Annotated in this window: 22 protein-coding genes; 11 read left to right on the top strand and 11 right to left on the bottom strand. The window is 72.1% G+C overall.

The annotated features are described in order from the left end of the window. Nucleotides 1-5 precede the first annotated feature (5 nt). The 10 genes from serS to IPG72_08280 all read right to left on the bottom strand — a co-directional run bounded on the left by serS (nucleotide 6) and on the right by IPG72_08280 (nucleotide 11317). The gene (serS, locus tag IPG72_08325) at nucleotides 6-1274 is read right to left on the bottom strand and encodes a serine--tRNA ligase (GenBank protein MBK6769000.1); all 1269 of its coding nucleotides are present in this window, start codon (nucleotides 1272-1274) and stop codon (nucleotides 6-8) included. Nucleotides 1275-1331: 57 nt separating this feature from the next. Further along, complete coding sequence (gene radA / locus IPG72_08320; protein MBK6768999.1) at nucleotides 1332-2726, bottom strand: DNA repair protein RadA; 1395 nt, start codon at nucleotides 2724-2726, stop codon at nucleotides 1332-1334. A 54-nt stretch (nucleotides 2727-2780) separates the two neighbouring features. Then, nucleotides 2781-3473 carry a signal peptidase I gene (gene lepB / locus IPG72_08315; GenBank protein ID MBK6768998.1) on the bottom strand — a complete coding sequence of 231 codons (693 nt, stop codon included), beginning with the start codon at nucleotides 3471-3473 and terminating at the stop codon, nucleotides 2781-2783. Then, nucleotides 3470-4282: a signal peptidase I gene (gene lepB / locus IPG72_08310; protein MBK6768997.1), complete on the bottom strand. Its 813-nt coding sequence runs from the start codon at nucleotides 4280-4282 to the stop codon at nucleotides 3470-3472. The genes lepB (IPG72_08315) and lepB (IPG72_08310) overlap by 4 nt, the downstream gene beginning before the upstream one ends. A gap of 85 nt (nucleotides 4283-4367) precedes the next feature. Next, nucleotides 4368-5789: a CCA tRNA nucleotidyltransferase gene (locus IPG72_08305; protein MBK6768996.1), complete on the bottom strand. Its 1422-nt coding sequence runs from the start codon at nucleotides 5787-5789 to the stop codon at nucleotides 4368-4370. 90 nt (nucleotides 5790-5879) lie between these two features. After that, nucleotides 5880-7274, bottom strand: coding sequence for an adenylosuccinate lyase (gene purB, locus IPG72_08300; GenBank protein MBK6768995.1), 1395 nt, complete (start codon nucleotides 7272-7274; stop codon nucleotides 5880-5882). After that, nucleotides 7275-8810 (bottom strand): cell division protein FtsI, encoded by a 1536-nt coding sequence (locus IPG72_08295; GenBank protein MBK6768994.1) that lies wholly within the window; start codon nucleotides 8808-8810, stop codon nucleotides 7275-7277. After that, on the bottom strand, nucleotides 8807-10111 hold the full coding sequence (locus IPG72_08290; GenBank protein MBK6768993.1) for an FtsW/RodA/SpoVE family cell cycle protein: 1305 nt from the start codon (nucleotides 10109-10111) through the stop codon (nucleotides 8807-8809). The genes IPG72_08295 and IPG72_08290 overlap by 4 nt, the downstream gene beginning before the upstream one ends. Continuing rightward, nucleotides 10108-10569 (bottom strand): FHA domain-containing protein, encoded by a 462-nt coding sequence (locus tag IPG72_08285; GenBank protein MBK6768992.1) that lies wholly within the window; start codon nucleotides 10567-10569, stop codon nucleotides 10108-10110. The genes IPG72_08290 and IPG72_08285 overlap by 4 nt, the downstream gene beginning before the upstream one ends. A gap of 16 nt (nucleotides 10570-10585) precedes the next feature. Continuing rightward, entirely contained in the window at nucleotides 10586-11317 is a 732-nt protein-coding gene (locus IPG72_08280) for a DUF3662 domain-containing protein (protein MBK6768991.1), read from the bottom strand. Nucleotides 11318-11403: 86 nt separating this feature from the next. On the opposite strand from IPG72_08280, the gene IPG72_08275 reads away from it, so the two are divergent. Genes IPG72_08275 through IPG72_08260 form a run of 4 tightly spaced genes read left to right on the top strand, consistent with a single transcriptional unit; the run spans nucleotide 11404 to nucleotide 13547 of the window. Beyond that, nucleotides 11404-11766 (top strand): hypothetical protein, encoded by a 363-nt coding sequence (locus IPG72_08275; GenBank protein MBK6768990.1) that lies wholly within the window; start codon nucleotides 11404-11406, stop codon nucleotides 11764-11766. Nucleotides 11767-11825: 59 nt separating this feature from the next. Further along, on the top strand, nucleotides 11826-12491 hold the full coding sequence (gene lepB, locus IPG72_08270; GenBank protein MBK6768989.1) for a signal peptidase I: 666 nt from the start codon (nucleotides 11826-11828) through the stop codon (nucleotides 12489-12491). A gap of 34 nt (nucleotides 12492-12525) precedes the next feature. Continuing rightward, nucleotides 12526-13296, top strand: a complete 771-nt coding sequence (locus IPG72_08265) for an MBL fold metallo-hydrolase (protein ID MBK6768988.1) — start codon at nucleotides 12526-12528, stop codon at nucleotides 13294-13296. Continuing rightward, complete coding sequence (locus tag IPG72_08260) at nucleotides 13284-13547, top strand: cytochrome b5 (protein ID MBK6768987.1); 264 nt, start codon at nucleotides 13284-13286, stop codon at nucleotides 13545-13547. Before IPG72_08265 ends, IPG72_08260 begins: the two co-directional genes overlap by 13 nt. Before the next feature lie 34 nt (nucleotides 13548-13581). Here IPG72_08260 and IPG72_08255 read toward each other — a convergent pair whose 3' ends face one another. Then, nucleotides 13582-15585 carry a LysM peptidoglycan-binding domain-containing protein gene (locus tag IPG72_08255; protein MBK6768986.1) on the bottom strand — a complete coding sequence of 668 codons (2004 nt, stop codon included), beginning with the start codon at nucleotides 15583-15585 and terminating at the stop codon, nucleotides 13582-13584. A 252-nt stretch (nucleotides 15586-15837) separates the two neighbouring features. On the opposite strand from IPG72_08255, the gene IPG72_08250 reads away from it, so the two are divergent. The 7 genes from IPG72_08250 (at nucleotide 15838) to IPG72_08220 (ending at nucleotide 24355) form a co-directional block, all read left to right on the top strand. Further along, on the top strand, nucleotides 15838-16332 hold the full coding sequence (locus IPG72_08250) for a BlaI/MecI/CopY family transcriptional regulator (protein MBK6768985.1): 495 nt from the start codon (nucleotides 15838-15840) through the stop codon (nucleotides 16330-16332). Continuing rightward, nucleotides 16332-17270: a M56 family metallopeptidase gene (locus IPG72_08245; GenBank protein MBK6768984.1), complete on the top strand. Its 939-nt coding sequence runs from the start codon at nucleotides 16332-16334 to the stop codon at nucleotides 17268-17270. The genes IPG72_08250 and IPG72_08245 overlap by 1 nt, the downstream gene beginning before the upstream one ends. Before the next feature lie 125 nt (nucleotides 17271-17395). Then, nucleotides 17396-19927 carry a PD40 domain-containing protein gene (locus IPG72_08240; GenBank protein ID MBK6768983.1) on the top strand — a complete coding sequence of 844 codons (2532 nt, stop codon included), beginning with the start codon at nucleotides 17396-17398 and terminating at the stop codon, nucleotides 19925-19927. Between the two features lie 463 nt (nucleotides 19928-20390). Next, complete coding sequence (locus IPG72_08235) at nucleotides 20391-20681, top strand: DUF1573 domain-containing protein (protein MBK6768982.1); 291 nt, start codon at nucleotides 20391-20393, stop codon at nucleotides 20679-20681. Nucleotides 20682-20866: 185 nt separating this feature from the next. After that, entirely contained in the window at nucleotides 20867-21874 is a 1008-nt protein-coding gene (locus IPG72_08230; GenBank protein ID MBK6768981.1) for a DUF1573 domain-containing protein, read from the top strand. A gap of 132 nt (nucleotides 21875-22006) precedes the next feature. Then, the gene (locus IPG72_08225; protein ID MBK6768980.1) at nucleotides 22007-23161 is read left to right on the top strand and encodes a redoxin domain-containing protein; all 1155 of its coding nucleotides are present in this window, start codon (nucleotides 22007-22009) and stop codon (nucleotides 23159-23161) included. A 21-nt stretch (nucleotides 23162-23182) separates the two neighbouring features. Then, nucleotides 23183-24355 (top strand): hypothetical protein, encoded by a 1173-nt coding sequence (locus IPG72_08220; GenBank protein MBK6768979.1) that lies wholly within the window; start codon nucleotides 23183-23185, stop codon nucleotides 24353-24355. Nucleotides 24356-24525: the final 170 nt, after the last annotated feature.

Below are 24525 nucleotides of genomic sequence, written 5' to 3'. Positions count from 1 at the left end.
CGCCCCTATCCGCCGATCACGTCCGCCCCGACCCGATCGCGGAGCACCTCGGGCACGGAGATCGTCCCGTCGGGGCGCTGGTGGTGCTCGAGGATCGCGATCATCGTGCGCGGGATGCCGAGGCCGGAGCCGTTCAATGTGTGGACGGGAACCGCGGCCGCGCCTGGTTCGGCGCGGTAGCGGATATTCGCCCGGCGGGCCTGAAAGCCGCCGAAGTCGGAGATCGAGCTGACCTCGAGCCACTCGCCGCAGCCGGGCGCCCAGACCTCGAGGTCGTACGTGACGGTCGAGCCGAAGCCGAGATCGCCCGCGCACAGCTGGAGCACGCGATAGGGCAGGCCGAGCGCGGCGAGCGTCGCCTCGCCGTCGGCCAGCATCGCGTCCAACGCGGCCGCCGACGTCTCGGGCGTCGTGAACTTGTACATCTCCACCTTGTCGAACTGATGGCCGCGTTTGATCCCGCGCACGTCGCTGCCGGCGCTCATCTTCTCGCGCCGGAAGCACGGCGTGTAGGCCACATAGTGCAGCGGCAGATCGTCGGCGGTCAGGATCTCGTCGACGTGGAGGTTCGTAAGCGGCACCTCGGCCGTCGGCACGAGCCAGAAGTCCTCTTCCGCGTCGTGGTACAGGTTGTCGCGGAACTTCGGCAGCTGGCCGGCGTGCCACATGCAGGCCTCGCGAACGATGTAGGGCGGCATGATCTCGACATAACCACGGCTCGTGTGAAAGTCCAGCATCCACTGGATCAGCGCGCGCTGCAGCCGGGCGCCCGCGCCCTTGAGGACGTAGAACCGGCTGCCGCTCATCCGCACGCCGCGCTCGAAGTCGATCAGGCCGAGGGCCGGGCCGATGTCCCAATGGGGCTGTACGTCCCGCGCCGGGTCGCCGACATCGCCGATCGTCCGCACGACGACATTGTCGTCGGCGTTCCGGCCGTCGGGCACGCGTTCGGCCGGCATGTTCGGCACGCCGTTCATCTTGGCCTGCAACGCCGCATCGACCTCGGCCAGCTGCGCCTCGAGCGCGTCGATCCGGGTGTTCGCGGCGCGCATCGCCTGAATGGCTGCGTCACGCTCGACGGCGTCCTTCAGCGCGCCGATCCGCTTCGACTCCGTGTTGCGCGTTGCCTTGAGCGCCTCGAGTTCGGTCAGCACCGTGCGGCGCGCCTCATCGAGCGCGCGAATCTCGTCGACGACCATCCCGTCCTCGCCGCGCCGGCGAAGGGCGCGTCGGATGGCGTCGGGTTGGTCGCGGAACAAGCGGATATCGTGCACGGAACGGCTCCTGGGGGTGAACAAGCGATTGTAGCGATCGGCTCACGGGGCGGCGAATCAGTCCGCGCGCCCGCGCTCTTCCCGCCCGCCGACGCCGGCGTCCAACGCCTCGCCGAGCGTCCGTGCGCCGATCGCCTTCAGCCCGCCCGTCTCGAGCTTGCGGCCGAGCGCACCCTTGGGCACGAGCGCCCGCTTGTAGCCGAACTTGGCGGCCTCGGCCAGCCGCCGCTCGATCTGCCCCACGCTCCGCAGCTCGCCCGACAGGCCGATCTCTCCGAGGATCACGAGGTCGTCGGCCACGGGCGCCCCGCGGCCGCTCGAGACGATCGCCAGCGCGACGGCCAGGTCGAGCGCCGGCTCGTTGATGTGCATGCCGCCCACGACGTTCACGAAGACATCGGCATTGCCGAGCGGCATCCCGAAGCGCTTGGCGAGCACGGCGACGAGCAGGAGCAGCCGGTTCGTGTCGATCCCGTTCGCCATCCGTCGCGGCGGAACCTGGCCCTGCACTTGGCTGACGAGCGCCTGGACCTCGACGAGGAGCGGCCGCGTGCCCTCCATCGTGACCGTGACGCAGCTGCCCGGCGCGCCGGCCAGCCGCTCGGCCAGGAAGACCTCCGACGGGTTCGGAATCTCGACCATCCCCTCGCCGCGCATCTCGAACACGCCGACGTCGTTCGTCGAGCCGAAGCGGTTCTTCACGCTTCGGAGCAGGCGGTAGCTGTGGTATCGATCGCCCTCGAGCTGGAGGACGACGTCGACCATGTGCTCAAGCACCCGCGGCCCGGCCAGGTCGCCGCTCTTCGTCACGTGCCCGATGAGGATCATCGGCAGCGACAGCGCCTTGGCGACGCGCATGAGCTTGGCAGCGCTCTCGCGCACCTGCGTCACCGAGCCCGCCGTCGACGTCACCTCCGGCACGTACACTGTCTGGATGCTGTCGACGACGACGGCGCCCGGCGAGAGGCGGTCGATTTCGCTGAGGACGGCATCGAGGTTCGTTTCGGACAGGACGTACAGTCGATCGCCGGTGAGCCCGAGCCGTTCGGCGCGCAGCTTGAGCTGCTGGGCCGATTCCTCGCCCGAAACGTAGAGGACCGGGCCGGCGACCTCGGCCAGCAGCGCCGCCGCCTGCAGGACGAGCGTGCTCTTGCCGATCCCGGGCTCGCCGCCAAGGAGGATCACGCTGCCCGGCACGATCCCGCCGCCGAGCAGACGGTTCAACTCGCCGATCGGCAGCACGAGCCTGCCGGCGGCATCGGCGTCGATGGCGGAAAGCGGCAGGGCGTGGCTCGGCTCGAGCGGACCGCGCACCGGGCCGCGGCGGTCGCCATCCGGAGCGCGCATCTCGCGCAGCGTGTTCCAGGCGCGGCACGCGTCGCACTGGCCGGCCCAGCGCGGCTGGCTGGCGCCGCACTCGCTGCAGACGTACACGATCTTGGCCTTAGCCATCGGTGCGCCGATCCATCGTTGCCGCAAGCGCCATGGCCGACCGCCCAGCCACGCTCACGGCCCGGTCGCCACCGACCGCCCGCGTGCGAGCGCATCGCCGTCGGGGATCGCGCCGGCGAGCCCGAAGGGCCAGTAGCGCAGCCACGCCTTGCCGACGATCTGCGCGCGCGGCAGCGGTCCGTAGAGTCGGGAGTCGCTCGAGTTGCCGCGGTTGTCGCCCATGACGAACACCTCGTCCGTTCCGACGCGCACCGGACCTTCCTGGCCGCTCGTCGGCTGGTCGAGGTACGGCTCGTCCAACGGCGCCTCGTTCACGAACACGCGGTTGTCCTTGATCTCGACCGTATCGCCGGGCAGGCCGATGACGCGCTTGATGAAGTCCTCCTGTTGCGACCAGGCATGGAACACGACGACATCGCCCCGCTCGGGCTGGCCGAAGCTCAAGTACGCCAGCTTGTTCACGAGCACGCGCTCATCGGTGTGCAGCGTCGGCTCCATGCTCGAGCCCTCGACCTGGCGCGACTGGACCCCGGCGTGAACGGCGATCGAGACGGCGAGCGTGAGCACGGCCGTCTCGACGATGTCCCGCCACGTGAGCGCGCCGGGCTGCGGGGCGCGGCGTTCCGCGCCCAGGCCGGCCTCCCACGCCAAGGGCGGCCACGCCATGCCGGCGTACTCCAGCCGGCCGTCGTCCGGCACGTTGACCGCTGGAAGTGCGTGCGACACGGGTACGCCGGTCGAGCTCACCCGGATGCCTCGGAGTACGCTTCGTCGCCGTGGCTGAGGTACCGGATTTCCGTCAGCGGCCAGTACGTCAGCCACGCGCGCCCGACGATGTGGTCGCGCGGCAGCGGCCCGTGCGTCCGCGAGTCGCTCGAATTGCCCCGGTTGTCGCCGAGCACGAAGTACTCGTCCGGGCCGAGCGTGCGCGGCCCGCCACCCCCACCGGTCGAAACGCCGTTCAGGTACGGTTCGGCGAGCACCTCGCCGTCGATCCAGACCGAGCCGTCACGCACGTCCACCGTCTCGCCCGGCAGCCCGATGACGCGCTTGATGTAGTCCTGGTCGTCGTTCCAGTCGACGAAGACGATCACGTCGCCCCGCGCCGGATCGCCGAACGCGCTGTACGACAGCTTGTTCACCAGGATGTACTCCGCCGGCGCCAGCGTCGGCGCCATGCTGGTGCCCTCGATCTTGTAGTTCCGTACGAGCGCGAGGAGCACGAGGAGCATCACCCCGGCCATGCCGAGCGTCTCGGCCACCTCCCGCACGAACCGCTTCACGCTCGCCGTCTGTGCCGTCTCGGCCGCGCGCGTGCCCTCGTCCTCACCGGCGGGTGCGGCGGGCGGCGCGACATCGGGCGGCGGCGCCGCCCACTCGTCCGGCCGCCACACGCCGGGCGGTCGCTCCCAGGAAGGCACGGGCCAGGCCATCGCCTCGCGCTCGATCGCCGCGGCCGCGGCGGCGCGCGCTGCCGGACCGTCACCGGCAAGAACCGGCGCCGCAACGTGCAGCCCATCCGGAGGCATGATGTCGTTCGGATCTGCTGTGATCACCTGGCCCGGCCCTCGTTCCACTGCCCGCGCTCCCGACGAATCGCTCGGCCCGTGGTCGATCTCGGCATCGCCGGGCCACCAACGATCATAGCATCGCGCCCGTACGGTCTGCGGCTTCGCCGTCCGTCCCCGGCGTCCCGCCACGATGCCGGCGCACGAACCGGATCGCCGCCTCCCGATCGGCGATCGCACCGTCCCACCATGCCGCGCGCAGCGCATGAAGCGTCTCGCCGACCGCCCGGCCCGCCGGCACGCCGAGGGCGATCACGTCGTCGCCGTCCAGCGGCATCGGCCGGTCATGCCAGACCGCGGCGTAGGCTTCGAGCCGCCCCCGCTCCACCGCGCCGCCAGCCACCGCGGCGGCGATCGCCAATGCCAGCGGCGACGGTCGATGACGGGCGATGACGGCGTAGGCCGCGCTCGTCGCGGTCGCGGCCGATGAGAGCGTCGGCGCGCCGGCGAGCGCGACGGCCGTCGCGACGTCGCGTCGGGCCGCCGCCTTCAGTCCCAACCGCTCGCTGCAACGCACGCCGGCCGGGCCGTTGGCCGCCAGCCAAACGAGGAGGCGCGCATCACCTTCGCGCATCGCGGCCCGGTTCGTCGGGCCGCCGTCCGGATCGTCGACGGCGCCATGTGCGGCGGGACGGGCCATCGCGACCGTCGGCACCGATGCGGCCGTCAGCGGCCAAGGGCCGAGGAAGTTCAGCGCGCCGAGATCACCGAGTCGCCGGATCGCCCGGTCGGCGTTCTCTCCGGCGAAAAGCTGCCGAAGCTCGGCCAGCACCCGGGCGCCCGAGAGGGCCGTGATCCCGGCGACGGCCGCACGGGCCCAACCTTCCGTCGCCGGCTCCATCGTCAGATCGAACCGGACCTCGGTGCGCACCGCGCGGAAGATCCGGGTCGGGTCGTCGATGAAGCTCGCCGCGTGCAACACGCGCACGGCGCCGTCCTTGAGATCTCTCAGCCCGCCGTGCCGGTCGATCAGCGGTCCGAAGCCATCGCCGACGATCGCCAGCGCCAGCGTGTTCACCGTGAAGTCGCGCCGCGCCAGGTCGTCGTCCAGCGAACCGGGGGCGACGTCCGGCAGTGCCGCGGGGCGGGCGTAGCGCTCGCTGCGCGCCGTGACGAGGTCGATGTAGACGCCCTCGGTGCGCCACGTCGCCGTGCCGAAGCGCGGGTGCAGCTTCATGGCGCCGCCTGCCGCGGCGCGGACCGCCCGGGCAAGCGCGACGGCGTCGCCCACCGCGACGATGTCGAGGTCGGCGCCGATCTCGCGGCCGAGAATCAGGTTGCGCGGCACGCCGCCGACGAAGTAGACGGGCGTTGCCAGCGCTGCGGCGATCCGGCCGATCGTTCGGACGGCCGCCAGCGCCGGAGCGCCGAGCGCGTGCGCCAGGGGGAGATCGACATTGCCGGGGACGTCGGCCGCCGCTGGGTCGACCGATGTCCGGCCGGCCACACGTCCGGCGTGCGGTCCGTCCGAACGATCGGCCGGGGTTCCGCTCATCGCGCCGGGGCGTCGGCCCGCAGGATCGTCGCCGTGGCTTCGGTCGTTTCGGCTGCCGGTCTTGCGGACCGCACCGTCGCCGCCGGCCGTTCAGCCGCCTGCCGCGCCAGGGCCGCGCATTGTCGGGCGCGCGCCGCCGCGTCGCCGACATGCGCGGCCGGATCGGCGACGAGCGCCCGCACGGCGTCGGGCGTGAGCCACGCGGTGATCGCTTCGTCGCCGGCCAGCAGGGGCGGGCAGTGGGTTGGCCCCGCCGGCGGCGACGACCGCCCACGCTTCGACGCTGTGCTGCCGGATCCGCTCGTGCAGCACCTGGCGGTCGGCGCCGAGGCCGGCGGCGGCGATGAGCACGCGCTCGCCGGCCACGAACGGGCCGAAGCGCGCCAGGTTGGCACTGACGCTCGCCGCGTCGACGGCCAGCCGCTCGATCAGCCTGAGCGTGCGCGCGACGATTTCATCGGCCAATAGGAAAGCGTCGGGCAGGAGCAGCCGCCGGTTCGCCGAGTCGTCGAGCGTTCGCTCGAGGAGGCAGTTTGCGGCGTTGTGCCACGCCACCTGCGGCAGAACGGCCAGCTGACGGGCGAGGGAGTCCACGTTCTCGGCGTTGATCGGGTTGCGCTTCCACGGCATGGCGCTCGATCCGACCTGCCCGGCTGCGAAGCCCTCGGACCACTCGCCGAACGGCGGGCTCTGCAGGATCCGGATGTCGAACGCCAGCTGCGCGGCCGTCGCGGCGAGGCCGGCCAGCGCGTTGAGCACGCGCCAATCGCCCTTGCGGCTGTAGACCTGCGAGGTCACGAGGGCCGGTGTCAGCCCGAGACGGGCGCACGCGTCACGCTCGAGGTCGGCCGGCGTGGCGGCGTGGCCCTCGAGGAGCGCCGCGTAGCTGGCGGACGTGCCGACCGCGCCCTTGAAGCCCTTCGTGCGCAGTCCGGCGCGCGCGTCGTCCACGGCGGCCAGGTCATCGACGAAGTCCTGCAGCGCGAACGCCAGGCGGTAGCCGACGGTCGTCGGGGCGGCCGGCTGGAGGTGCGTCCAGCCCAGGCAGACCGTGTCCGCCGTCTCCTCGGTGCGGGCGGCAAGCGTGGACACGACGCGCGCCAGGCCGGCCCGCACGATGTCGAGACCGCCCTGCAAGCGAAGAACGTCGACGTTGTCCGTGATATCGGCGCTCGTCGCACCGAGGTGCAGGATTCCGCCCGCCGGGCCGATCTGTTCGGCCCAGGTCAGGATCTCGGCCATGACGTCGTGCTGTGTCGTCGCCTCGTGCACCGCGGCGCGCGCAATGTCGATGTCGTCGACCGTCCGGCGCAATGCGCCGACGCTGGCTTCCGGCACGAGGCCGGCCGCCGCCTCCGCTTCGGCCAGCGCCAGCCAGACGCGGCGCATGAGGCGACGCTTGTGCGCCTCGCTCCACAGCCGACGCATCGGCTCCGAGCCGTACCGCCACCCGAGCGCGCTTTGGAAGGTGTCGTGGTCGATCATTTACTCGCCTTCGGCGGGCGGCAGAAGGGCAGTGCGATGGGCGGCGGTGCGGCGGAGTCGGACCGGCATTGTAGCGGACGCACCGTCGGCCGCCAGCGCCGCGGCCAGCACCCGGCCCGCGATCGGCGCCGCCGCCCGGATGCCCTCGCCGCCGTGCACCACGAGCACCGCCACCGCCACACGCGGCGCTTCGGCCGGCGCGAAGCCGATGAACCAGGCGTGCGGCAGGCCGTCGGCCGCCTGCGCCGTGCCGGTCTTGCCGCCGACGCGCGGCCCGCCCGCCAGCTGCGCCGTGCCGACATACCCGACCTCGGCCGCCGTGATCATCGCCCGGCGGACGTCGCCGGCCACGCTCGCGCCCATCGCCCGCCGCCACGTACCGCGCTCGTCGCCGATCGACCGCCACCGCACGCCGGGTACGTCGGCCAGCAGATAGGGGGTTGGAATGCGTCCGTCGCCCGCGGCCGCGGCGGCCACGAGCGCCATGTGGAGCGGTGTCGCCAGCACTTCCCCTTGGCCGAAGGCCGCGCTGACGAGCTCGGGCAGCGGCATCGCGCCGTCGTTCGAGATCTGCCCGGCCGCCGTCGGCAGCGGGAACGGCGGCGCAGCGTCGATGCCGAACGCCCGTGCCTGGCGCTCGAACGCCGTGCGGCCCACGTCCCGGCCGAGGCGGGCGAAGGTCAGGTTGCAGCTGTAGGCGAACGCGTGGGCGATGTCGAAGCGCTCCACGCCGTCCGGCTCGTTCGCGCAGCGCACCGCGTAGCCTTCGAACATCTCCACCGCGCCGCCGCCGTCGGCAACGACGGCGTCGAGACGCGTGGCGCCGGCGGCGAGCGCCGCGGCCAGCGTGATCGTCTTGAACGTCGAGCCGGGCGGGTAGCGCCCTTGGGTGGCACGGTTGAACAGCGGCGATGAGGCCTCGTTTGGCAGCGACAGCCCGTCGTCGAGCGCGGCCGGATCGAACGTCGGCTGGCTGACGAGCGCCCGAACGGCGCCGTCGGCGACGTCCAGGACGACGACGGCGCCCTCGCGTCCGGCCAGCGCGTCCGCGGCCGTGGCCTGCAGCGCGGCATCGAGCGTGAGCACGACGTCGTGGCCGACCTGCGGACGGCCGAGGACCCGCGTCGCCAGCACTTGACCGATGGTGCTCCCGAGATCGCCGCGCAGCGCCGCGTCGTACGCCGCCTCGGCGCCGCCGGCCCCGTACGACGCGCCGCTGACGCTGCCGGCGCCGTAGCGCCACGTCTGGTAGCCCGTGACCGGAGCCGCAGCGGGCTCGGGGTAGACACGCGACGGGATGCCGTCGGCGTCGAAGCGCGTGACGGCCAGCTCGGTGCCGGCGCGGTCGAGCAAGCGGCCGCGCCGAATCTGCTGGTCGAACGCGATCCGCCGCGGGTTGTCCGGCCGCGCCGCGAGCCCCTCGGCGCGCACGAAGCCCCAGTAGGCCGTCGCGAAACCCTGCAACGCCAGCAAGCCGAGGACGAGCGCGGCCAGCCGCGCCACGCCGATCGCGAACGGGTCGCGCACGGGCGTCACGCCAGCCCGCCTTCCGGCACGGAGGACGGTCGGCTGATCCGCAGCAGGAGGCCGGCGCTGACGGCGCAGATGAGGAGGGACGAGCCGCCGTACGACAGGAACGGCAGCGTGATCCCGGTGAGGGGCATGAGGCGCAGGTTCCCGCCGACGATGATCGCTTCCTGGAAGGCGAGTCCGATCGTCAGGCCCGCGGCCAGCAGGGCGTCGAACGACCGTCGTGCCCCGAGGGCGATCCGAAAGCCGCGCCAGGCCAGCACGCCGTACACCGCCAGCACCGCCGCCGCGCCCGCGACCCCGAGCTCCTCGGCCACCGCCGCATAGATGTAGTCCGTGTGCACCGCCGGGACGATGCCGGGCTGGCCGCGCCCGATGCCGGTGCCGACGATGCCGCCCGACGCGATCGCCACGAGCCCTTGCACGAGCTGGTAGCCGGCGTCCTGGCTGGCGGACCACGGGTCGAGCCAGATGGCGGCCCGCGTCGCGACGATCTCGGCGTGGCCGTGCAGGTAGACCGCTCCGCCTGCAAACGCCGCCAGCGCCACGGCGACGACGTCGGCGCGCAGCGTCGCCAGGTAGAGCATGCCGAGCGTGATCGCAAAGAGGAGGAGCGCCGCGCCGAGGTCGCGCTGGACGACGAGCATCAGGAGGGACAGCCCGAGCATGACCGCCAGCGGCGCCAGATAGGGCACCGGCGGCAGGCGCCAGCGCCCGATCCGCGGCCCGGCCTCGCTGAGGAGCTCCCGTCGATCGTCGATGTAGCCGGCCAGGAAGACGATCAGGACGAGCTTCATCACCTCGGACGGCTGGAATCCGAGGCTGCCGACGCCCAGCCAGAGGCGCGGCGCGTCGGCGACGGCGCCCTCGGCCGAGCGGCCGAAGAGCAGCGTGACGCCGACGAGCGCGATGCCGGCGCTCGCGAGGCTGTAGCGATAGCGCTGCAGGACGCGCGTCTCGATCGGCCCGAGCGCCACCACCGCGACGGCGGCAACGGCGAGGAGCTGCCAGCGCAGCTCGGCGGCCGCGAAATCGGGCGCCAGCCGCCTCACGAGGGCCAAGCTCAGGCCGCCGAACAGCGCCATGATCGGGACGATGAACGGATCGGCGTCGGGTGCGCGCCAGCACAGCGCCACGTGAAGCGCGGCGTAGGCCGCCAGGACGGCGGCCGCCGCGCCGAGCGCCGAGGGCGCCACGCGGCCGTCGCGCACGAGCGCCGGCGCGGCCGCCGCAGCCAGTGCCACGATGGCGGCGACGGCCAGCAGCGCGCCTTCCAGCGGCCGCCAGCCGCGGACCCGGGGCGTCACGCGGTCTCGTCGGGGCAGACGAGGCGGAGCCGGACGGCGCCGAGGCCGACGGTGTCGCCGCTGCGCAGCACGAACGGCATGCCGGCGCCCAGGCGCGTTCGGTTGACCTCCACCCCGTTCCGGCTGCCGAGGTCCTCGATCCACCACCCGCCGTCGCGGCGCGCGAGGAGCGCGTGCCGGCCGGAGATCGTCGGGTCGGCCAGGACGACGTCGTTGTCGATGTCGCGACCGATGCGGACGATCGGGCCGATGCCGAACTGGGTGCCCGGCATCCGGTCGCTCGCGCCGCCCTCGAGGACGATCAGCCGCGCCGCGTGCACGCCCCGCGCCGCCGGTGCCGCACGGCGCGCGTGGCGCAGCTCGCGCCACGCGGCATAGCCGGCGAGCCCGATGAATGCGTACAGGCCGATGAGCACGAGCGCCCGTGCAAAGAGGAGCTCGGCCTCGATGGGCGTCATGGTGTCGCGACGGGGGTCAGGACGGCTCGGCGGCGACGGTGAGGTGCTCGCCACCGAGCGCGAGCACGTCGCCCGGCCGGAGCAGGCCGGTGGTCACGGCGCGGCCGTTCACCGAAGTGCCGTGCGTGCTCGCCAAATCCTCGACGAGCCAGACGCCGCCGCGTGGGACGAGGCGCGCGTGGTGGCGTGAGACCGTGGCGGTCGCCAGGATGATGTCGTTGTCCAGCGCGCGTCCGAGCGTGACGACGGCTTCGGCGTCGGTGGGCAGCACGAGCCGGCGGCCGCGCCAGACGAGCGCCATCGGCAGCGGGCCGCCGGTCATGGCCGGCCCGAGCACCAACGGGGTCGTCGTGCCGGCACCCTCGCCGGTGAACGCGGTGCGGTCGATGACATCGGCTTCGAAACGGATGCGGTGTGCCGGCAGCGACGGATCCTCCAGGAGCACGACACGCACCCGCCCGAGAAACCGATAGTTGCTGGCCTGGGCGTGGGCGACGGCGCTGGCCGCCAACTCGTCCGCCAGCGCCTGCTGAAAGGCGCTGAACGATTGCAGCGCGCGCGGCGAAAGGTAGACCCGGAAAGCGTTCGGGGCGTACCGCGTCGCGCTGCCGAGCGTCAGGTGGCTGTCGATGTAGGCCGACAGCTGGCGCGCGATATCGACGGGCTGGAGGCGCGCGCCGAGCCACGCGCCGAGACGACCCTCGAGCATGCCGCGGACAAAGGTCTCGAAACGCGCGACGGGCGCCATGCCGCCATTATACCGCGCCTGCCGTGACGCGGCGCAGCGACGTGCCCGTCGTTGACAGCACCGCGCGCTCCGCTAAGCTTGCGCCGATGTCGACGCTAGAACCCGTAGCCGGCGACGGTCCGGGCTGCATTCGCACCCTGGCGATCTTCGCACTGGTTGCGTCGCCGGTCTACCTGTTGCTGCGCGTCGTCGTGCGCTCGGCACGCCAGATGTATGGCTTCGAAGAGGTGCCGGACGAGCCGCCGCTCGTGATCTGTCAAAGCTGCCACAACACGGTGCTGGAGGCCGGTTGGACGCACTGTCCGTATTGCGGCACCGCGCTCCCGGTGCCGGAGCCCGGGCAATACGCCACGGCGCCAACGGTCTCCGACGTCCCGACAGACGCCCCGACAGACGTCCCAACAGAACTCCCGACAGACGGACAAGCGTCGCTGCGGACGACGCGCTGAATGGACTATAATCGGCCACCGTGACGGAAGACCCTTTGCCCAGCCCCTCACCAGACGCCGTGCCCGACCTGCTCGGAGTCCCGCCGCCATCCGGCGGCGATGGTTTCGAGCCTGTCGATGGCGTCCAGTCGACGGCCGAAGGCCCTGTCGCGCCGTCATTGGGCCGCCGCGTCGGGCGCGCGGTCACGGTGCTCGTTCGGGACATCGTCGAGGCTGTCGTGCTGGCGGGCGTGCTGTTCTTCGTCCTCCAGTTCGCGCTGCAGAGCACGATCGTCGAGGGGACGAGCATGGAACCCAACTTCTTCGACGACGAGTGGGTCATGGTGAACAAGCTGGCCTACCGCTTCGGTGAACCGCATCGCGGCGACGTGATCGTGTTTCACGCGCCGGACGGACCTAAAAAGGACTACATCAAGCGCATCATCGCCGTCGGCGGTGAGACCGTGCAGCTCAGCGCCGGTGAGGTCTTCGTCGACGGTGTGCCGATCGACGAACCGTGGCTGCCGGCGGCAGACACCACGGCGTTCGGCCCGTACGAAGTGCCGGACGGCCAGCTGTTCGTCCTGGGCGACAACCGCGCGGCATCGAGCGACTCCCGGCTGTGGCCCGTGCCCGGCCTCGACGCTGAGCGGGTCGTCGGCAAGGTCTGGCTCAGCGTTTGGCCGCGTCGCGCCTGGGGCATCGTGCCGTCCGATGCGCCGCCCGCCGGGCGACGCGAACGTTGACCGTCCGTTAGGCGCGCCTCCCTTGCGATGGACGGTGCTCGGTGCCAGCGCGGTGCGCCCGAACCCCGGCGCCGCCTGCGCAGGCTACCTCCTCGAAGCCGACGGCGCGCGCCACCTCGTGGACTGCGGGCCGGGCGTCGTCGCACAGCTCCTCACCCATGTGCGGCTGGGCGACCTCGACAGCGTGCTGGTCTCGCACGGCCACCCTGACCACTGTCTCGAACTCGTCATGCTGCGCCAGGCGCTGCGATACGGACCGGACGGACATCGTGACGCCGGGCTGCCGATCCACCTCGCCCCGGGCATGCACGCGCAGCTCGACACGCTCGGCTCGGCATTCGTCGACGACGCGGCGACCGGTCCGATCGCGGACTACTGGTCGCCGGTCATCGAACGCCGGACATTCGATCCGGCGGCCGTGCTCGAGCTGACGGGCGTGGCCGTGACGTTTGCGCCGACGTCGCACTACGTGCCGTGCTGGGCGATGCGCTTCACGGACCGCCGTGGCCGGTCGATCGTGTATGGTGCCGACGGGGGGCCGTCGGACGCGGTGACGGCGCTGGCCGATGGCGCCGATCTCCTGATCCTTGAGTGCACGTTCCCGACGCGGCGCGGCCGGGAGGATGACCTCGGACACCTTGCGCCGGAGGAGGCGGGTCGGCTCGCGGCGCGCGCGGGCGTGCGCCGTCTGGTGCTCACGCACATGTTCGCTACCGACGACCGCGAAGCGATGCGCCGGGCAGCTGCGGCGGCGTGCACTGTCCCGGTGGATCTCGCGCGCGAGGGCGACGCATGGACGGTCTGAACGACGACCTGCCCATCTTCACGCGCGGCCAACTTGCGCGCCATGACGGCGACCGGGCCCCGGCGTACGTGGCGTGCGGCGGCCTGGTCTACGACGTGAGCGCCAGCAGCCATTGGCCGCGCGGCCTGCACCGCTCGCTGCACTGGGCCGGCCAGGACTTGACGGCGGAACTGGCGGACGCGCCGCACGGCATCGAGTCGGTGATGCGGATGCCGTGCGTCGGCCGGCTGGCGGACGCGCCGGGGCGCTGAGTCCGCCCAGGGCCCCCGAGTCCGCACAGCACGATCATGGGTTCGGCCGTGGGGCCAGTGTCGGCTCGGCCGGCGACGGATCCTTGGGTGGGATCCGCGTCGGCGCGGACGGCGGGACGAAGGGCTGCGGCTCGGGCTGCCGCCCACCGATGCCCGGTCCGCCGGAGGCGCCGCCGCCGCTTGCGCCGACACCGGGCACGGGTTGCGCGGGGCCACCCGGCGTCGGTTCGTACTGCGGCGGCGGCGGGGTGTACCACGTCGTCGGATAGGGCAGCGGCGCGAGGGTCGGCGGCAACCCGGGACCCTTCGTTGGCCACATCGGCACGCCGCCGCCGGACGGGACGGTCCGGGTCGGCAGCGGCTCCGGCCAGCCGCTCCCCGGCTTGACGGGGTAGGGCGGCGGCCATGCGCCCTGGGTGTACGGCTTGCTCGGGAAGCGCGCCAGATACAGCAACCGACCGGCGAAGATCGCGTCTGATGCGAGGCAGTTCGCGCGCATGAGCGTGGCGACGTCGACGGTGCTCCGCTGCGCCAGGAGCGAGAGCGTGTCGCCGGGTTGCACGGTGTACTCGACCCACCCCGGCGGCCGACCGCAGTCGGCGGCGCCGACCGGGACCGCGCGAGGCGGCAGGCCGTCCGAGCCGTACGGCGCCTCGAACGACACGCCCTCGCGCGCCAGTGCGGGTGCAATGACCAGCGCGATCGCCGTCGGACCGGGTGTCGGCCGTTCGGTGACGGACCACGCCACGGCCTTGCCCACCGCGACGGGCGGCTCGCCGATCGACCACGTCGTCCGATAGTCGCCGATCGGCCACGGCTCGCCGCCCTGGGCGATCATCGGGACGTTGTCGCGCCCGGCGTCCGTATACGGTCGTGCGCTCTCGAACAGCGTCGCGCCGCGCGCGTCCGTCGTCTTCACGCGGACCGTCGTGTTCGCCATGCCCGCATAGTCGAAGCCGGCATACACCAGGATCGTGCGGCCATCGAAGATGTCCGACGGCACGCCGTCGGGCGCGGCCGCCACGTTGTAGCGGGCGACCGTCGGCGGCGTGTCGCCGGCCGCGCCGGCGGAACCGAACGGCGGGGCGACGACCATGACCGGCGCCAGTGCGCCAACGCTGCCGCTGGCGGTCTCGCCGCCGGCATCGACGGTCGCGACCCCGACGGGATCCCACTTCAGGCGGCGGACATCGAGCTGGAGGAGTTCGAGCGCCACGCCGGCCGCAAAGCGCGGTTGCGTCGGCAGCGCCAGCGTGATGGTCACGGGCACGGACAGCACGCGATCGCCCGGCGCGAGATCCACGACCGCCAGGGGCAGTCGGCCCGGCGGCGCCGGCACCGGGAACGCCTTTTCGTCGGGCAGGCACGTCACGCGCAGGGCCGCCGGGGCGTCGAGCGCACCGGCCGGGACCGCCGCCTCGGTGCGGCCGCATCCGGGCGCCACACCGCCGAGCTCGGGTACGATGTAGGTCGGCGCATCCGCCGCCAAGAGCGGCACGAGGCCGAAGTCGAAGCCGGCCTCGCCGACGTTCGCGGAACGGCTGGCGATCACGTGCGTGTCGCTCGGGCCGAATGCCACCGTCATGTCCCCGGCCGGGACGCCGTCGAAGCGGAACGTCCCGCTGGCGCCGGTGAGCGTCCGCCGTCCGGTCTCGACGAGCTGGACCTGGACATCCGGGACAGGCAACCCGGTCGCACTGTCGATCAAGCGGCCGGCGACGACGCCGCGGCCCGGCTCGTGCGGTGCAGCGGCGCGGTCGGCGGCTTGGGTGTCCGCCCCCTGACCGCGCGGCGTTCGTTGCGCGGCCGCCCCGGCACCTTGCCCGGCGACGACGGCCGGACCGATCGCGTCATTGTCCGCGCCGGGCGCGGGGCGGCACGCCGCCGCGGCGGCGAGGATGGCGGTGATCGCGGCAAGGCGCATCGACAGGATGACCGCGTGTCGAGCGGGCGACACGCTTGGCGTGGGCGTGGTTCGGGTGCTGGACGGCGAGCGCCGGCTGAACGGGGACTGCGGCCGCCGGCTGGAGGTCGTCATCGTTCTTTCTCCTTGGCCGCCTTAACGAGAAGATTACCAGTGCAGGATAGCATGCGCAGCGGTCGGCGTCCAGAGGCAAAGCGTGAAACTCTCATCCACCGCTCAGCCGCACCCGGTATCGCGGGCTCGGTGGAAGCGTTACAATTCCCGTCACAGCTTACGACCCGTAAGAGTTCCCGCCAGAGCGTTCCCGCAAGAGACCATCCCGCGCCCCGCCGCCTGGCGCAGCGCCATCCGCAAGGACCCGGCCCCATGACGTGCCCCGATCGAACGGATCGACTGCCCGCCTTCAAGCTCGACCGCCGCGGCCTCGCCCGTGTCTTCGGCGAGCTCGAGGCGGAGGTCATGGCGGCGGTTTGGGACCTGCAGGCCTGCACCGTGGCCGACGTCTGCGGGCGGCTCGGTGACGGCGCGAACTACAAGACCGTGATGACGGTCATGAATCGCCTCGTCGAAAAAGGCGTCCTCGTGCGGCGCCGTGCGTCGCGGGCGTTCACGTACGCCGCGGCCGAGAGCCGCTCGTCGTTCGTGAACCGGGTTTCGTGGCACGTGGCCGAGGGTTTGGTGGAGGAGTACGGCGCACTCGCTGTGGCCCAGTTCGTCGACGTCCTCGACACCGTCGACCCGGCGCTATTGCGTCAGCTGACCGCGCTCATCCAGGCGCGCACGGACGCGGCGGCCGCTGACGGCGTTGGCGAATCGGTCGACGATGCCGTGGAGCGCGGCGACGTCGAGGAGGTCCGGTGATGCGCCTTCGCCGCCTGACCGCCGACCTGCCGCTCGTCATCCTCCTCGCCGTGACGCTGGCGCTCAGCGCCGGCCTGCTGGCGTTCGTCGCCCGCTACAGCTGGTCCGTCGATCCGTTCGTCGCGTGCGAGACCTGGTTCTCGACCGCCGTCGCCCGCCTGTCGACCGTCGGGGTGCTGCTGCCGTCCGGTGTCCTCGCTGCCGCCGCCATCGCCGCGGTGCTGGCGTTGGCGCATCAGCTTGTCGTCACGCGGCGCATGCTCGGCAAGGTGCTCGGGGCGCGCATCGGGTTGACGCCATCGATCGCGACGCTGGCCGAGGGTGTCGGGCTGGCCGGTCGGATCGACCTCGTCGCCGACCCGCACGCCTTCACGTTCTGCCATGGCTTGATCCGGCCGCGCGTCTGTGTGACGACCGGCCTCGCGCAGCTTCTCGCCCCCGCGGAGTTGGCGGCCGTGCTGCGCCACGAGCGCCATCACGTCCGGTTCCACGATCCGCTGAAGATCCTCGTCGGCCGCACGCTGGCCAGCGGGCTCTTCTTCCTGCCGCTGGCCGGGCTGCTCCGCAACGGCTTCCTGGCCGGCAAGGAGCTCTGCGCCGACGCGGACGCGAACACGGATCCCAACGACCTCTCGCTGGCCCGCGCCCTCGTCAAGCTCCTCGGCGCGGATCGACCGGTCTGGCCGGCCGGCGTGCTGGCGATTGGCGCGCTTTCGCCGACCGAGGCACGCTTGCAGCAGCTCATCGAGCCGACGCGCTCGCCGCGGACCTTGCCGTCGCCAATGGACTGGATCGTCAGCGCGGCGCTCGTCGCCGGACTGTTCGGCTTCAGCTTCGGCGCGGCGGCCGCCCGCCAAACGCCCACCGTCGAGTCCGCCTGCGCCCCGGCGCTGGCGTTCGATCCCGGCCTCGTCGCGCAAGGGGCGGCGAAGCGATAAGGCGCGGCGCACCGGCGCCGAGTCCTGCCGCGCCGCTCGCTGCGCGGCGTCTTGACAGCATCCGCACACCCGTCGGACAATTGGTCTTACGTCGGGTAAGAGTTGGGAAGGCACAACGCGTGATCATGACACTTGGTTCGTTCTTGGCGTCGCGTCGCGGCGCGATCCGGTTGGGCACGATTGCCGTGCTGGCGCTGGCGGCCACGCCTGCAATCGCCGGTTGCGGCAATGGCGGCGCACCGGTCGATGACGGTCGGAGCGGTCCGTTGGGAACGCTGACCGCAGTGGCCCTCGGTACCGTGCCGGCCGACGACGCTGCGGCGCCGACCGCGGCGGCCGGTATCGCCGTCACGGACACCGTGCCGTCCGACACGGCCGCGCTGGCCACCACCGGCGCATCGGCGCCGCCCAGCCCCGACGACTACGCGGCAACGCTCGTGGCCGAGAGCAATGAGGGCGTGCCCCTGCCACCGATGCCGACGCCGGGCGTCGATGAGCTGATCGTCGACGGTGCGAACGCCGCGCAGCCGGGCGGGCAGTCGCCGGAGAGCGCCGAGGAGCAGGCAAGGACGGTTCGCCAGACCGCGGAGGCCAAGAGCCAGATCGCCAACGTGGACGAGCTCGTCTCCGGGATGCCGCCGCTGGCCACGTTCACGCCCCAGCCCAAGGCGCCATCGATCGGCGGGTCGTTGCTCTTCGTGCGCGGCGGGGACTTCTACCAGGCCGCCGCCGATGGCAGCAACACCCGCAAGCTGGCGCTCGAGAACAGCTCGATGCCGTCGGTCTGGTCGCCGCCGGATGACCCGGGCCGCGCCTGGCCGTCCGACGACGGCAAGCGGGTCGCCTTCCTGGCCGGCAACGAGGCCGGGCTGTGGATCATGGACACGGACGGCAAGAACGGTCGCCAGGCGCACGCGAACACGCTGCCCAACGAGGTCCACAAGGTTACGATCGGCGGGTTCGAGCAAGACGTGAAGCTCCGGCCGGGCAGCGACTACACGCTCGTCCTGTCGCCCGGCGGCGCGTCGCCCATCGGCGTGCTGGTGGACAACAACGACTACCACAAGCATGGCGAGGCGCGGGTCCGAATCGTGCACGCCGCGCGCGGTTTGGCCGACACCGTCCTGCTGCCGGTCGTGAACGGCGATCCGCTGAACCGCGCGGCCTACGGCCGGGCGAGCGGCGAGAACGCGTTCGCCGCGCCCGGCCCGCTGAAGCTCGAGGTGCGCGCCCAGAGCGGCGGGTCGCTGGCGACGTTCGACGACCTCACCGTGGCGGACCGCGAGGTCAAGACGCTGTTCGTGTACGGCGAAAAGAACGCGATCAAGGTTCACGGCGTCACGTACGAGTCCGGCACGCGACCCGGCGCCGGCAAGGCGCGCGTGCGGATCTTCAATGCCTCCGCCACCCCGGTCGATCTCGTCATCGACGGGCAGCCGACGGTGGTTCGCGGCGTGGCCGAAGGCCAGCTGAGTCCGTATGCTGAGGCGCAGGGCACGATGGCCGAGGGCGAGCTCGAGGACATGCGGATCGATATCTATGGGCTGCGCGCCGGTGAGGTGCCCATCGTCTGGTCGCCGGACGGCAAGCAGGTGGCCTTCCTGTCCGGCGAAACCGGTCAACACGACCTCTGGGTGGCCGGCATCGACGGCAAGGCGCGCCAGCTGACGAACGACGTGAGCCGCGAGATCAACCCGCTGTGGTCCCCCGACAGCAAGCACTTGCTCTGGCAGTCGCTGGACACCGCCAACCAAACGCTTGCGCTCGTCGTCCAGCCAGCTGCCGGCGGCGCGGCGTCCGTCGTCGACACGGCGCCGATCCGGGCCGCGGAGCGCGTTCCGGCGGACAAGCAGGTGACGTTCGCCGAGACGCTCGGCTGGGCGGACGCGGGCACGGTGTACTTCGCCCCGCGGACCGAGCTCGTGACGCGCGGGATCTGGACGTACGGGCTGGCCACCAAGAAGGTCGCGCAGGTCTACGACGGCGCGCTGAACGGCCTGACGTGGTCCGAGGCCGCCAACGCCTGGGCGTTCCACGGGGCCGCCGAGGTCTGGGTGGCCGGGCAGGCGGATGCCGGCGGCGTCTTCATCGTCGACCGGGCCGGCAAGGTGACGCGCCTGGTCGAGCGGAACGCGTTCTTCCCGCAGTGGTCGCCGGACGGGAAGTCGATCCTGTTCGGCGAGGGCCTGCCGATGGACGGCACCGGCTGGCGGATGAACGTCATCGGCCGCGACGGCAAGGGGCAGCGGGCGTTGACGGAGAAGCTGCCGCTCATGCAGACCTCGCCGCCCGTCCCGGGCCCGAACTTCAAGGTGACGTGGTCGCGCGACGGGAAGACCGTGGTGTTCTCGCGCGTCGGCAAGGACTACGGCCTCAAGGACCGCGTTGGCGTCGTCGGCGCACTGCCGGCGGCCGGTGACGACATCGAAAACCTGTACGCCGTGCCGATCGACGGGCGAACGCCGCCCGTCCAGCTGACCGACCTGACGAAGGCGTTCTACCTGAACGAGGCCGCACCGTCGCCGGACGGCCGGGCGTACGCCTTCATCGGCTTCACGTACTTGGATCGCTCCCAGCGACTGCTCGTCATACCGAACGGCGGAGGCAAGCCGGTGTCGATCGACACGCCGGTCCGCTGGTTCCAGTGGGTTCCCTAGCCGCGCCGGGACGTCCGGCCGGCTATCGACCGATCGCCCGTGCCGTGGAGGCCTCGGGCTCCCATCCGATTCGCACCTTCCGCACCCATTGTCATCCAAGGAGAACGTCCGCATGAGCAACAACAACGTGACCGTGAAGATCGACTCGCGGGTCTTCTACGGCCTGGTGGCCATCCTGGCCGTGGCGGGCATCTTCGCCATCGGCATGTACCTCGGCGGTGCGATCGGCGGCAAGCCGACGGCACAGCAGGCGACGGACCTCAACTCGCCGCCGCCGGTCGGCCAGGTCGTCGATCCGGTCAGTCAGGGCGCAGTGCCGACGGCCGATCCGCTGGCCGCCGCCGCCGTGAACCCGGCCGCGCAGACCGCCGTCCAGCCGGTGTCCGTCGAGGAAGCCCCGGTCGGCGCGAGCGAGCCGCGCATCTGGATCGACGAGCCGTCGGAGACGGCCTGGACCGTCGACATGGGCACGATTCCCGGTGACAAGGCCACCGAGAAGGACTTCACGATCCGCAACATCGGCACCGCGCTCCTCGTGATCGAGGACGCCTCGGCCAGCTGCGGCTGCACGGCCGCCCACGTCGGCAAGAAGGAGCTCGCGCCGGGCGAGACGTCGCAGGTCCGGGTGAGCTACGACCCGCGCGTGAACTCCGAGCAGGGCAAGTTCGTCCAGAAGCAGGTCCGCATCAAGTCCAACGACCCCAAGACGCCGCTCGTGGAGTTCACGATCCAGGCCGACGTCGCCGCGCAATAGCGCACACCTCCATCGAGGTGCCGCCGGCCGCAGCGCGATCTGCGGGCCGGCGGCACCTCGATCGCCCGGCTGCACGCGCTCGCATCCAGCGGCGCGCCGACATACCCGCCCATCTGCCGCCCAAGCGCCCCCCCCCGCAGCGGCAATCCCGCCCTCCGCGCCCTCGAGTCAAAGGATCCCCTCCCATGTCCCAGAACCGAAACCGATCCCGCGCCGCATACGGCGGCCCTGAGGACGAGAAGGAAGTCGTCGTCACCCTCGACCGCCGCCTTCTCATCGGCGTTGCGGTCGTCGCCGTCTTCGGCGTCGCTCTCGCTGCCGGCATGCTGGCGAACCGCCGCGGCGGTTCGCAGGCCGTGACGTCCGCGACGGGCGGCGTCGCACCGCAAGCGACGGGATTGCCGTTGGGCGTCGGCGACGCGGCGGCGCGTGCTCAGGCCGTCGCCCTCGGACTGCCGACCTCGGTGCAGATCGTCGAAACGATCGTCGAGCAGACCACCCCGACCACGGGCGACCTGGCGGGCGCGCCGCAAGAGGTTCAGGATGCGGTCGACCTGTTGGGCGAGGGGAATTCGGTCGACCTCCCGATCGACGAGATCTCGCCAAAGGCGCGTGAGAACGCGGAGAAGTGGACCCCCGACGTCCTCGCCGAGAGCATCGAGGACCCCAACCTGGCCGAGCCGTACCGCCCGTACAAGGTCGAGGACTACACCGAGCCGGTCCCGGGCGGGCCGAAGCTGGCGGTGAAGGACCTGAACAAGCTGTGGAGCTACAACTTCGGCGACGTCGACAAGAACACCAAGGTGTCACGCGACTTCGTCGTGAAGAACGTCGGCGACGCGGACCTCATCATCAGCCGGGTCTACACCGGCTGCGGCTGCACGACGACGAAGATCGGCGACATCCCGATCGACGGGGCGGGCAACCTGCCCTCGCCGCTCACCTTGAAGCCTTGGCAAGAGATCCCGTTCACCGTCGAGTTCGACGCGCGCCTTTCGCAGGAGGGGCCGGTCGCGCTGGCCAAGTTCATCCAGATCTTCTCGAACGATCCGACGAAGGCCGTCTTCGACGACGCCGCGCCGGAGCTCACGCACGAGACGCGCTTCCGGATCGTCGTCCGCCCGTTGCCGGCCGGCCAGCTCGTGACGCCGTCCGACGACGCGAAGAAGGCGACGGCGGAAGCGGCCAAGTAAGCGCGGCGTCGGCGCAGCGCAGGGACGGCTCAGCGGGCGCCCGACCGCGCCCGACCGCGCGCGCCCGCGGCCCCACAAGTCCGATTGGCGGCGGGATCGCAATCGCCCGACGTGTATGGGCGGGAGGTTCAGATGGCACGTACGAACGAAACGACAGCGGCGGCCGGCACGCGCCGGCCCCGCCTTGGCATGATCCTCGCCTGGACCGCGCTCGTCGCGGCGGCGCTCGGCGGCGGCATCGGCGTGAGCTACTGGCGGGCGAACGGCGGTGCGCTCGGCGGGCCGGCACCGACCGGGGGCGACGTGGCGGCCGAAGTGAACGGCGTGCCGCTGACGACGCGCGACGTCGACATCGAGTTCGCCGTCCAGAAGGACTTGCAGCTCAAGCTCTCCGGCAAGGTGCTCGACGCCTCGCCCTCCGCCGAGGCGGGCTTCCGGCGCGACTTGACCGACCGGCTGATCGACCGCTGGCTCGTCGTCGACGCGGCCACGAAGGCGAACATCGTGGTCGACGACGCCGCCGTCGCTGCGATCGTCGTGACGGCCGATCAGCGCTTCGGACTCCCGGCGGGCACGGTGCGCCAGGCCATCCTCGGCAGCCCGTTCGGCTTGACCGAAGCCGACCTGAACCGCTGGGCGCGCCAGCAGGCCCTTGTCGAGCGCTACCTGGCCAGCCCCGAGGCGCAGAACGTGCTCCAGCAGTGGACCGCCGAGCACGGCCCGGCGCAGGATCCGGTTGACCCGGTGGCGCAATCCCTCATCGCCAAGGCCGACGTCAAGCTGCACATCGACGGGCAGATCATCGCCCCGGTGCGCGAAGGGCAGCCGGCGCCGGAGTTCGAGCTTCCCGGGCCGGACGGCACGCTCCACAAGTTGTCCGACTTCAAGGGCCAGGCGGTCATGCTGAACTTCTGGGCCACGTGGTGCGCCCCGTGCCGCGCCGAGATCCCGCTCTTCGTGAACGCGTACGAGAAGAACAAGGCCGAACTCGTCGTCCTCGGCGTGAACTCGCAGGAGACGCCGGAGCTCGTGACGCCGTTCATGCAGAGCTTCAAGATCAGCTACCCGATGGTCATCGACGGCGTCGGCACGACGTCGTCCATCTACCGCGTCAAGGCGCTGCCGACGACGTTCTTCGTGGACGCCAACGGCATCGTCGTCAAGGCGGTCCGCGGCACGATTCACAATCGGCCCGAATTGAACGAGTACCTCGATCAGATCCTCGACACGCCGATCAGCGCCGCCCGAACGCTGGGCGACCGCCTGGCGTTGTCGCCGCTCCGCTGAGCCGGACGGATCGCTGAGCCGTTGGCCATCGCCCGCCGCGCCGCCGAGGCCGGGGTCGTCCTGACCGCACTCATCGTTGCGATCGGCGCCGGTTGGTGGTTGACGTCCCGCGCGCGGGACGACGACGGCCAGGCGGCACCGCTGCCGACGCCGCTGCCCCACTCGTTCCGGTACTTCAGTCCCGTTCCGACGCCGGCCCCGACGCGCGTCGGCCTGAGCCGGCGCTTCACCCCGGCCGGGCTCGAAGGCGGCCTGCCCCACGAGGTCCTGGCCGCGCTGCCCGACCCGAACACCACCGACCCACGCTATGCGATCACCGCGCTCGACGCCGTGACGGACAGCGTCGGCGGCCCACGGCTGGCGCTGGCCGGGGGCGCCACGAACGGCACGATCGACCTCGGCGAGGTCGTCGCCGGCCAGCCGGTCACCGTCCCGCTCGTCCTCGCCAACGCCGGCGACGCGCCGCTCCACCTCGCCCAGATCCACACGCCCTCCGCGGCCGTCGCGCTCGACGTTCCCGGTTCTCCCCAGGACGCCGCCGGTCGGCTGCGCGGCGGCGTGGCGATCCCGGCCGGCGACCAGCAAGCCGTGACGCTCCGCTTCGACCCGGACTTCGTGCGCGCACCGGGCGAGACCGGTCCGGTGGACATCGGTGCCCAGGCCCTGTACGTCCAGCTCTTCAGCGACGACCGTTCCGCACCGCGCATGGACGACGGCGATCCGGACAGCGGCGAGCGCCGGCTGCGCATCGTGTTCGTCCTCCGGTCGCCCGACGCGCCCGGTCGCCCCGTCGCCGACGCCGAACGACCGATTCCGCCCAACGTCCCGCGCATCTGGCTCGACGAGGGCGCGCGCTGGGGGCGCGGCGGTCGGGTCGTCGACCTCGGCCCGATCGACGGCGCTGCGCCGGGCACCGCGTTCGCAACGATCCGCAACCTCGGCGCGGTGCCGCTCACGCTGGCCGTGGAGGGACCGGCGGCCGGTACGGCCACCCTCGAGGGCGGTGTCGTCCCGCCCGGCGGATCCATGCGGCTTGCCGTCGTGCTCCCGCCGGTACGCGAGGACGATGCGTTGGCCGCGCACGGCGCCTACCGCCACAGCGTCACCCTGGCCACGAACGATCCGCTCGTGCCGACGCTTGACGTCGCGTTCATCGGACGCACAGCCCGGCGGGTGTCGCCGGGCGGGCCGTGAGGTCGATGGCGGGCGGCTTCGGGTTCCGATCCCGTGTCGAAGCGGTGCCAAGCGCATCGCATCGGCGTGCTTGCCGATCCGGTGCTGACGTGCGCCGCCGCGGACGGACCCCGCGTGCCATTGACCGCCCTTTGGCCGGTGCCTACACTGTGCCCGACTGAGCAGTGCCC

It is taken from the genome of Candidatus Avedoeria danica (assembly GCA_016703025.1).
Taxonomy (GTDB): Bacteria; Chloroflexota; Anaerolineae; order Epilineales; family Epilineaceae; genus Avedoeria; species Avedoeria danica.
Note: the sequence above shows the minus strand (reverse complement) of the source record. Positions and strands in the feature narration are given on the sequence as shown.

Bases quoted from the DNA above. Each gene is read 5' to 3' on its own strand.
- IPG72_08305 (MBK6768996.1), bottom strand. From the start codon at position 5,789: ATGAGCGGAACCCCGGCCGATCGTTCGGACGGACCGCACGCCGGACGT.
- IPG72_08245 (MBK6768984.1), top strand. From the start codon at position 16,332: ATGCGCCTTCGCCGCCTGACCGCCGACCTGCCGCTCGTCATCCTCCTC.
- IPG72_08285 (MBK6768992.1), bottom strand. From the start codon at position 10,569: ATGACGCCCATCGAGGCCGAGCTCCTCTTTGCACGGGCGCTCGTGCTC.
- purB (MBK6768995.1), bottom strand. From the start codon at position 7,274: ATGATCGACCACGACACCTTCCAAAGCGCGCTCGGGTGGCGGTACGGC.
- radA (MBK6768999.1), bottom strand. From the start codon at position 2,726: ATGGCTAAGGCCAAGATCGTGTACGTCTGCAGCGAGTGCGGCGCCAGC.
- IPG72_08275 (MBK6768990.1), top strand. From the start codon at position 11,404: ATGTCGACGCTAGAACCCGTAGCCGGCGACGGTCCGGGCTGCATTCGC.
- IPG72_08255 (MBK6768986.1), bottom strand. From the start codon at position 15,585: ATGACGACCTCCAGCCGGCGGCCGCAGTCCCCGTTCAGCCGGCGCTCG.
- IPG72_08260 (MBK6768987.1), top strand. From the start codon at position 13,284: ATGGACGGTCTGAACGACGACCTGCCCATCTTCACGCGCGGCCAACTT.
- IPG72_08280 (MBK6768991.1), bottom strand. From the start codon at position 11,317: ATGGCGCCCGTCGCGCGTTTCGAGACCTTTGTCCGCGGCATGCTCGAG.
- IPG72_08230 (MBK6768981.1), top strand. From the start codon at position 20,867: ATGTCCCAGAACCGAAACCGATCCCGCGCCGCATACGGCGGCCCTGAG.
- IPG72_08235 (MBK6768982.1), top strand. From the start codon at position 20,391: ATGGGCACGATTCCCGGTGACAAGGCCACCGAGAAGGACTTCACGATC.
- IPG72_08225 (MBK6768980.1), top strand. From the start codon at position 22,007: ATGGCACGTACGAACGAAACGACAGCGGCGGCCGGCACGCGCCGGCCC.
- IPG72_08240 (MBK6768983.1), top strand. From the start codon at position 17,396: ATGACACTTGGTTCGTTCTTGGCGTCGCGTCGCGGCGCGATCCGGTTG.
- IPG72_08250 (MBK6768985.1), top strand. From the start codon at position 15,838: ATGACGTGCCCCGATCGAACGGATCGACTGCCCGCCTTCAAGCTCGAC.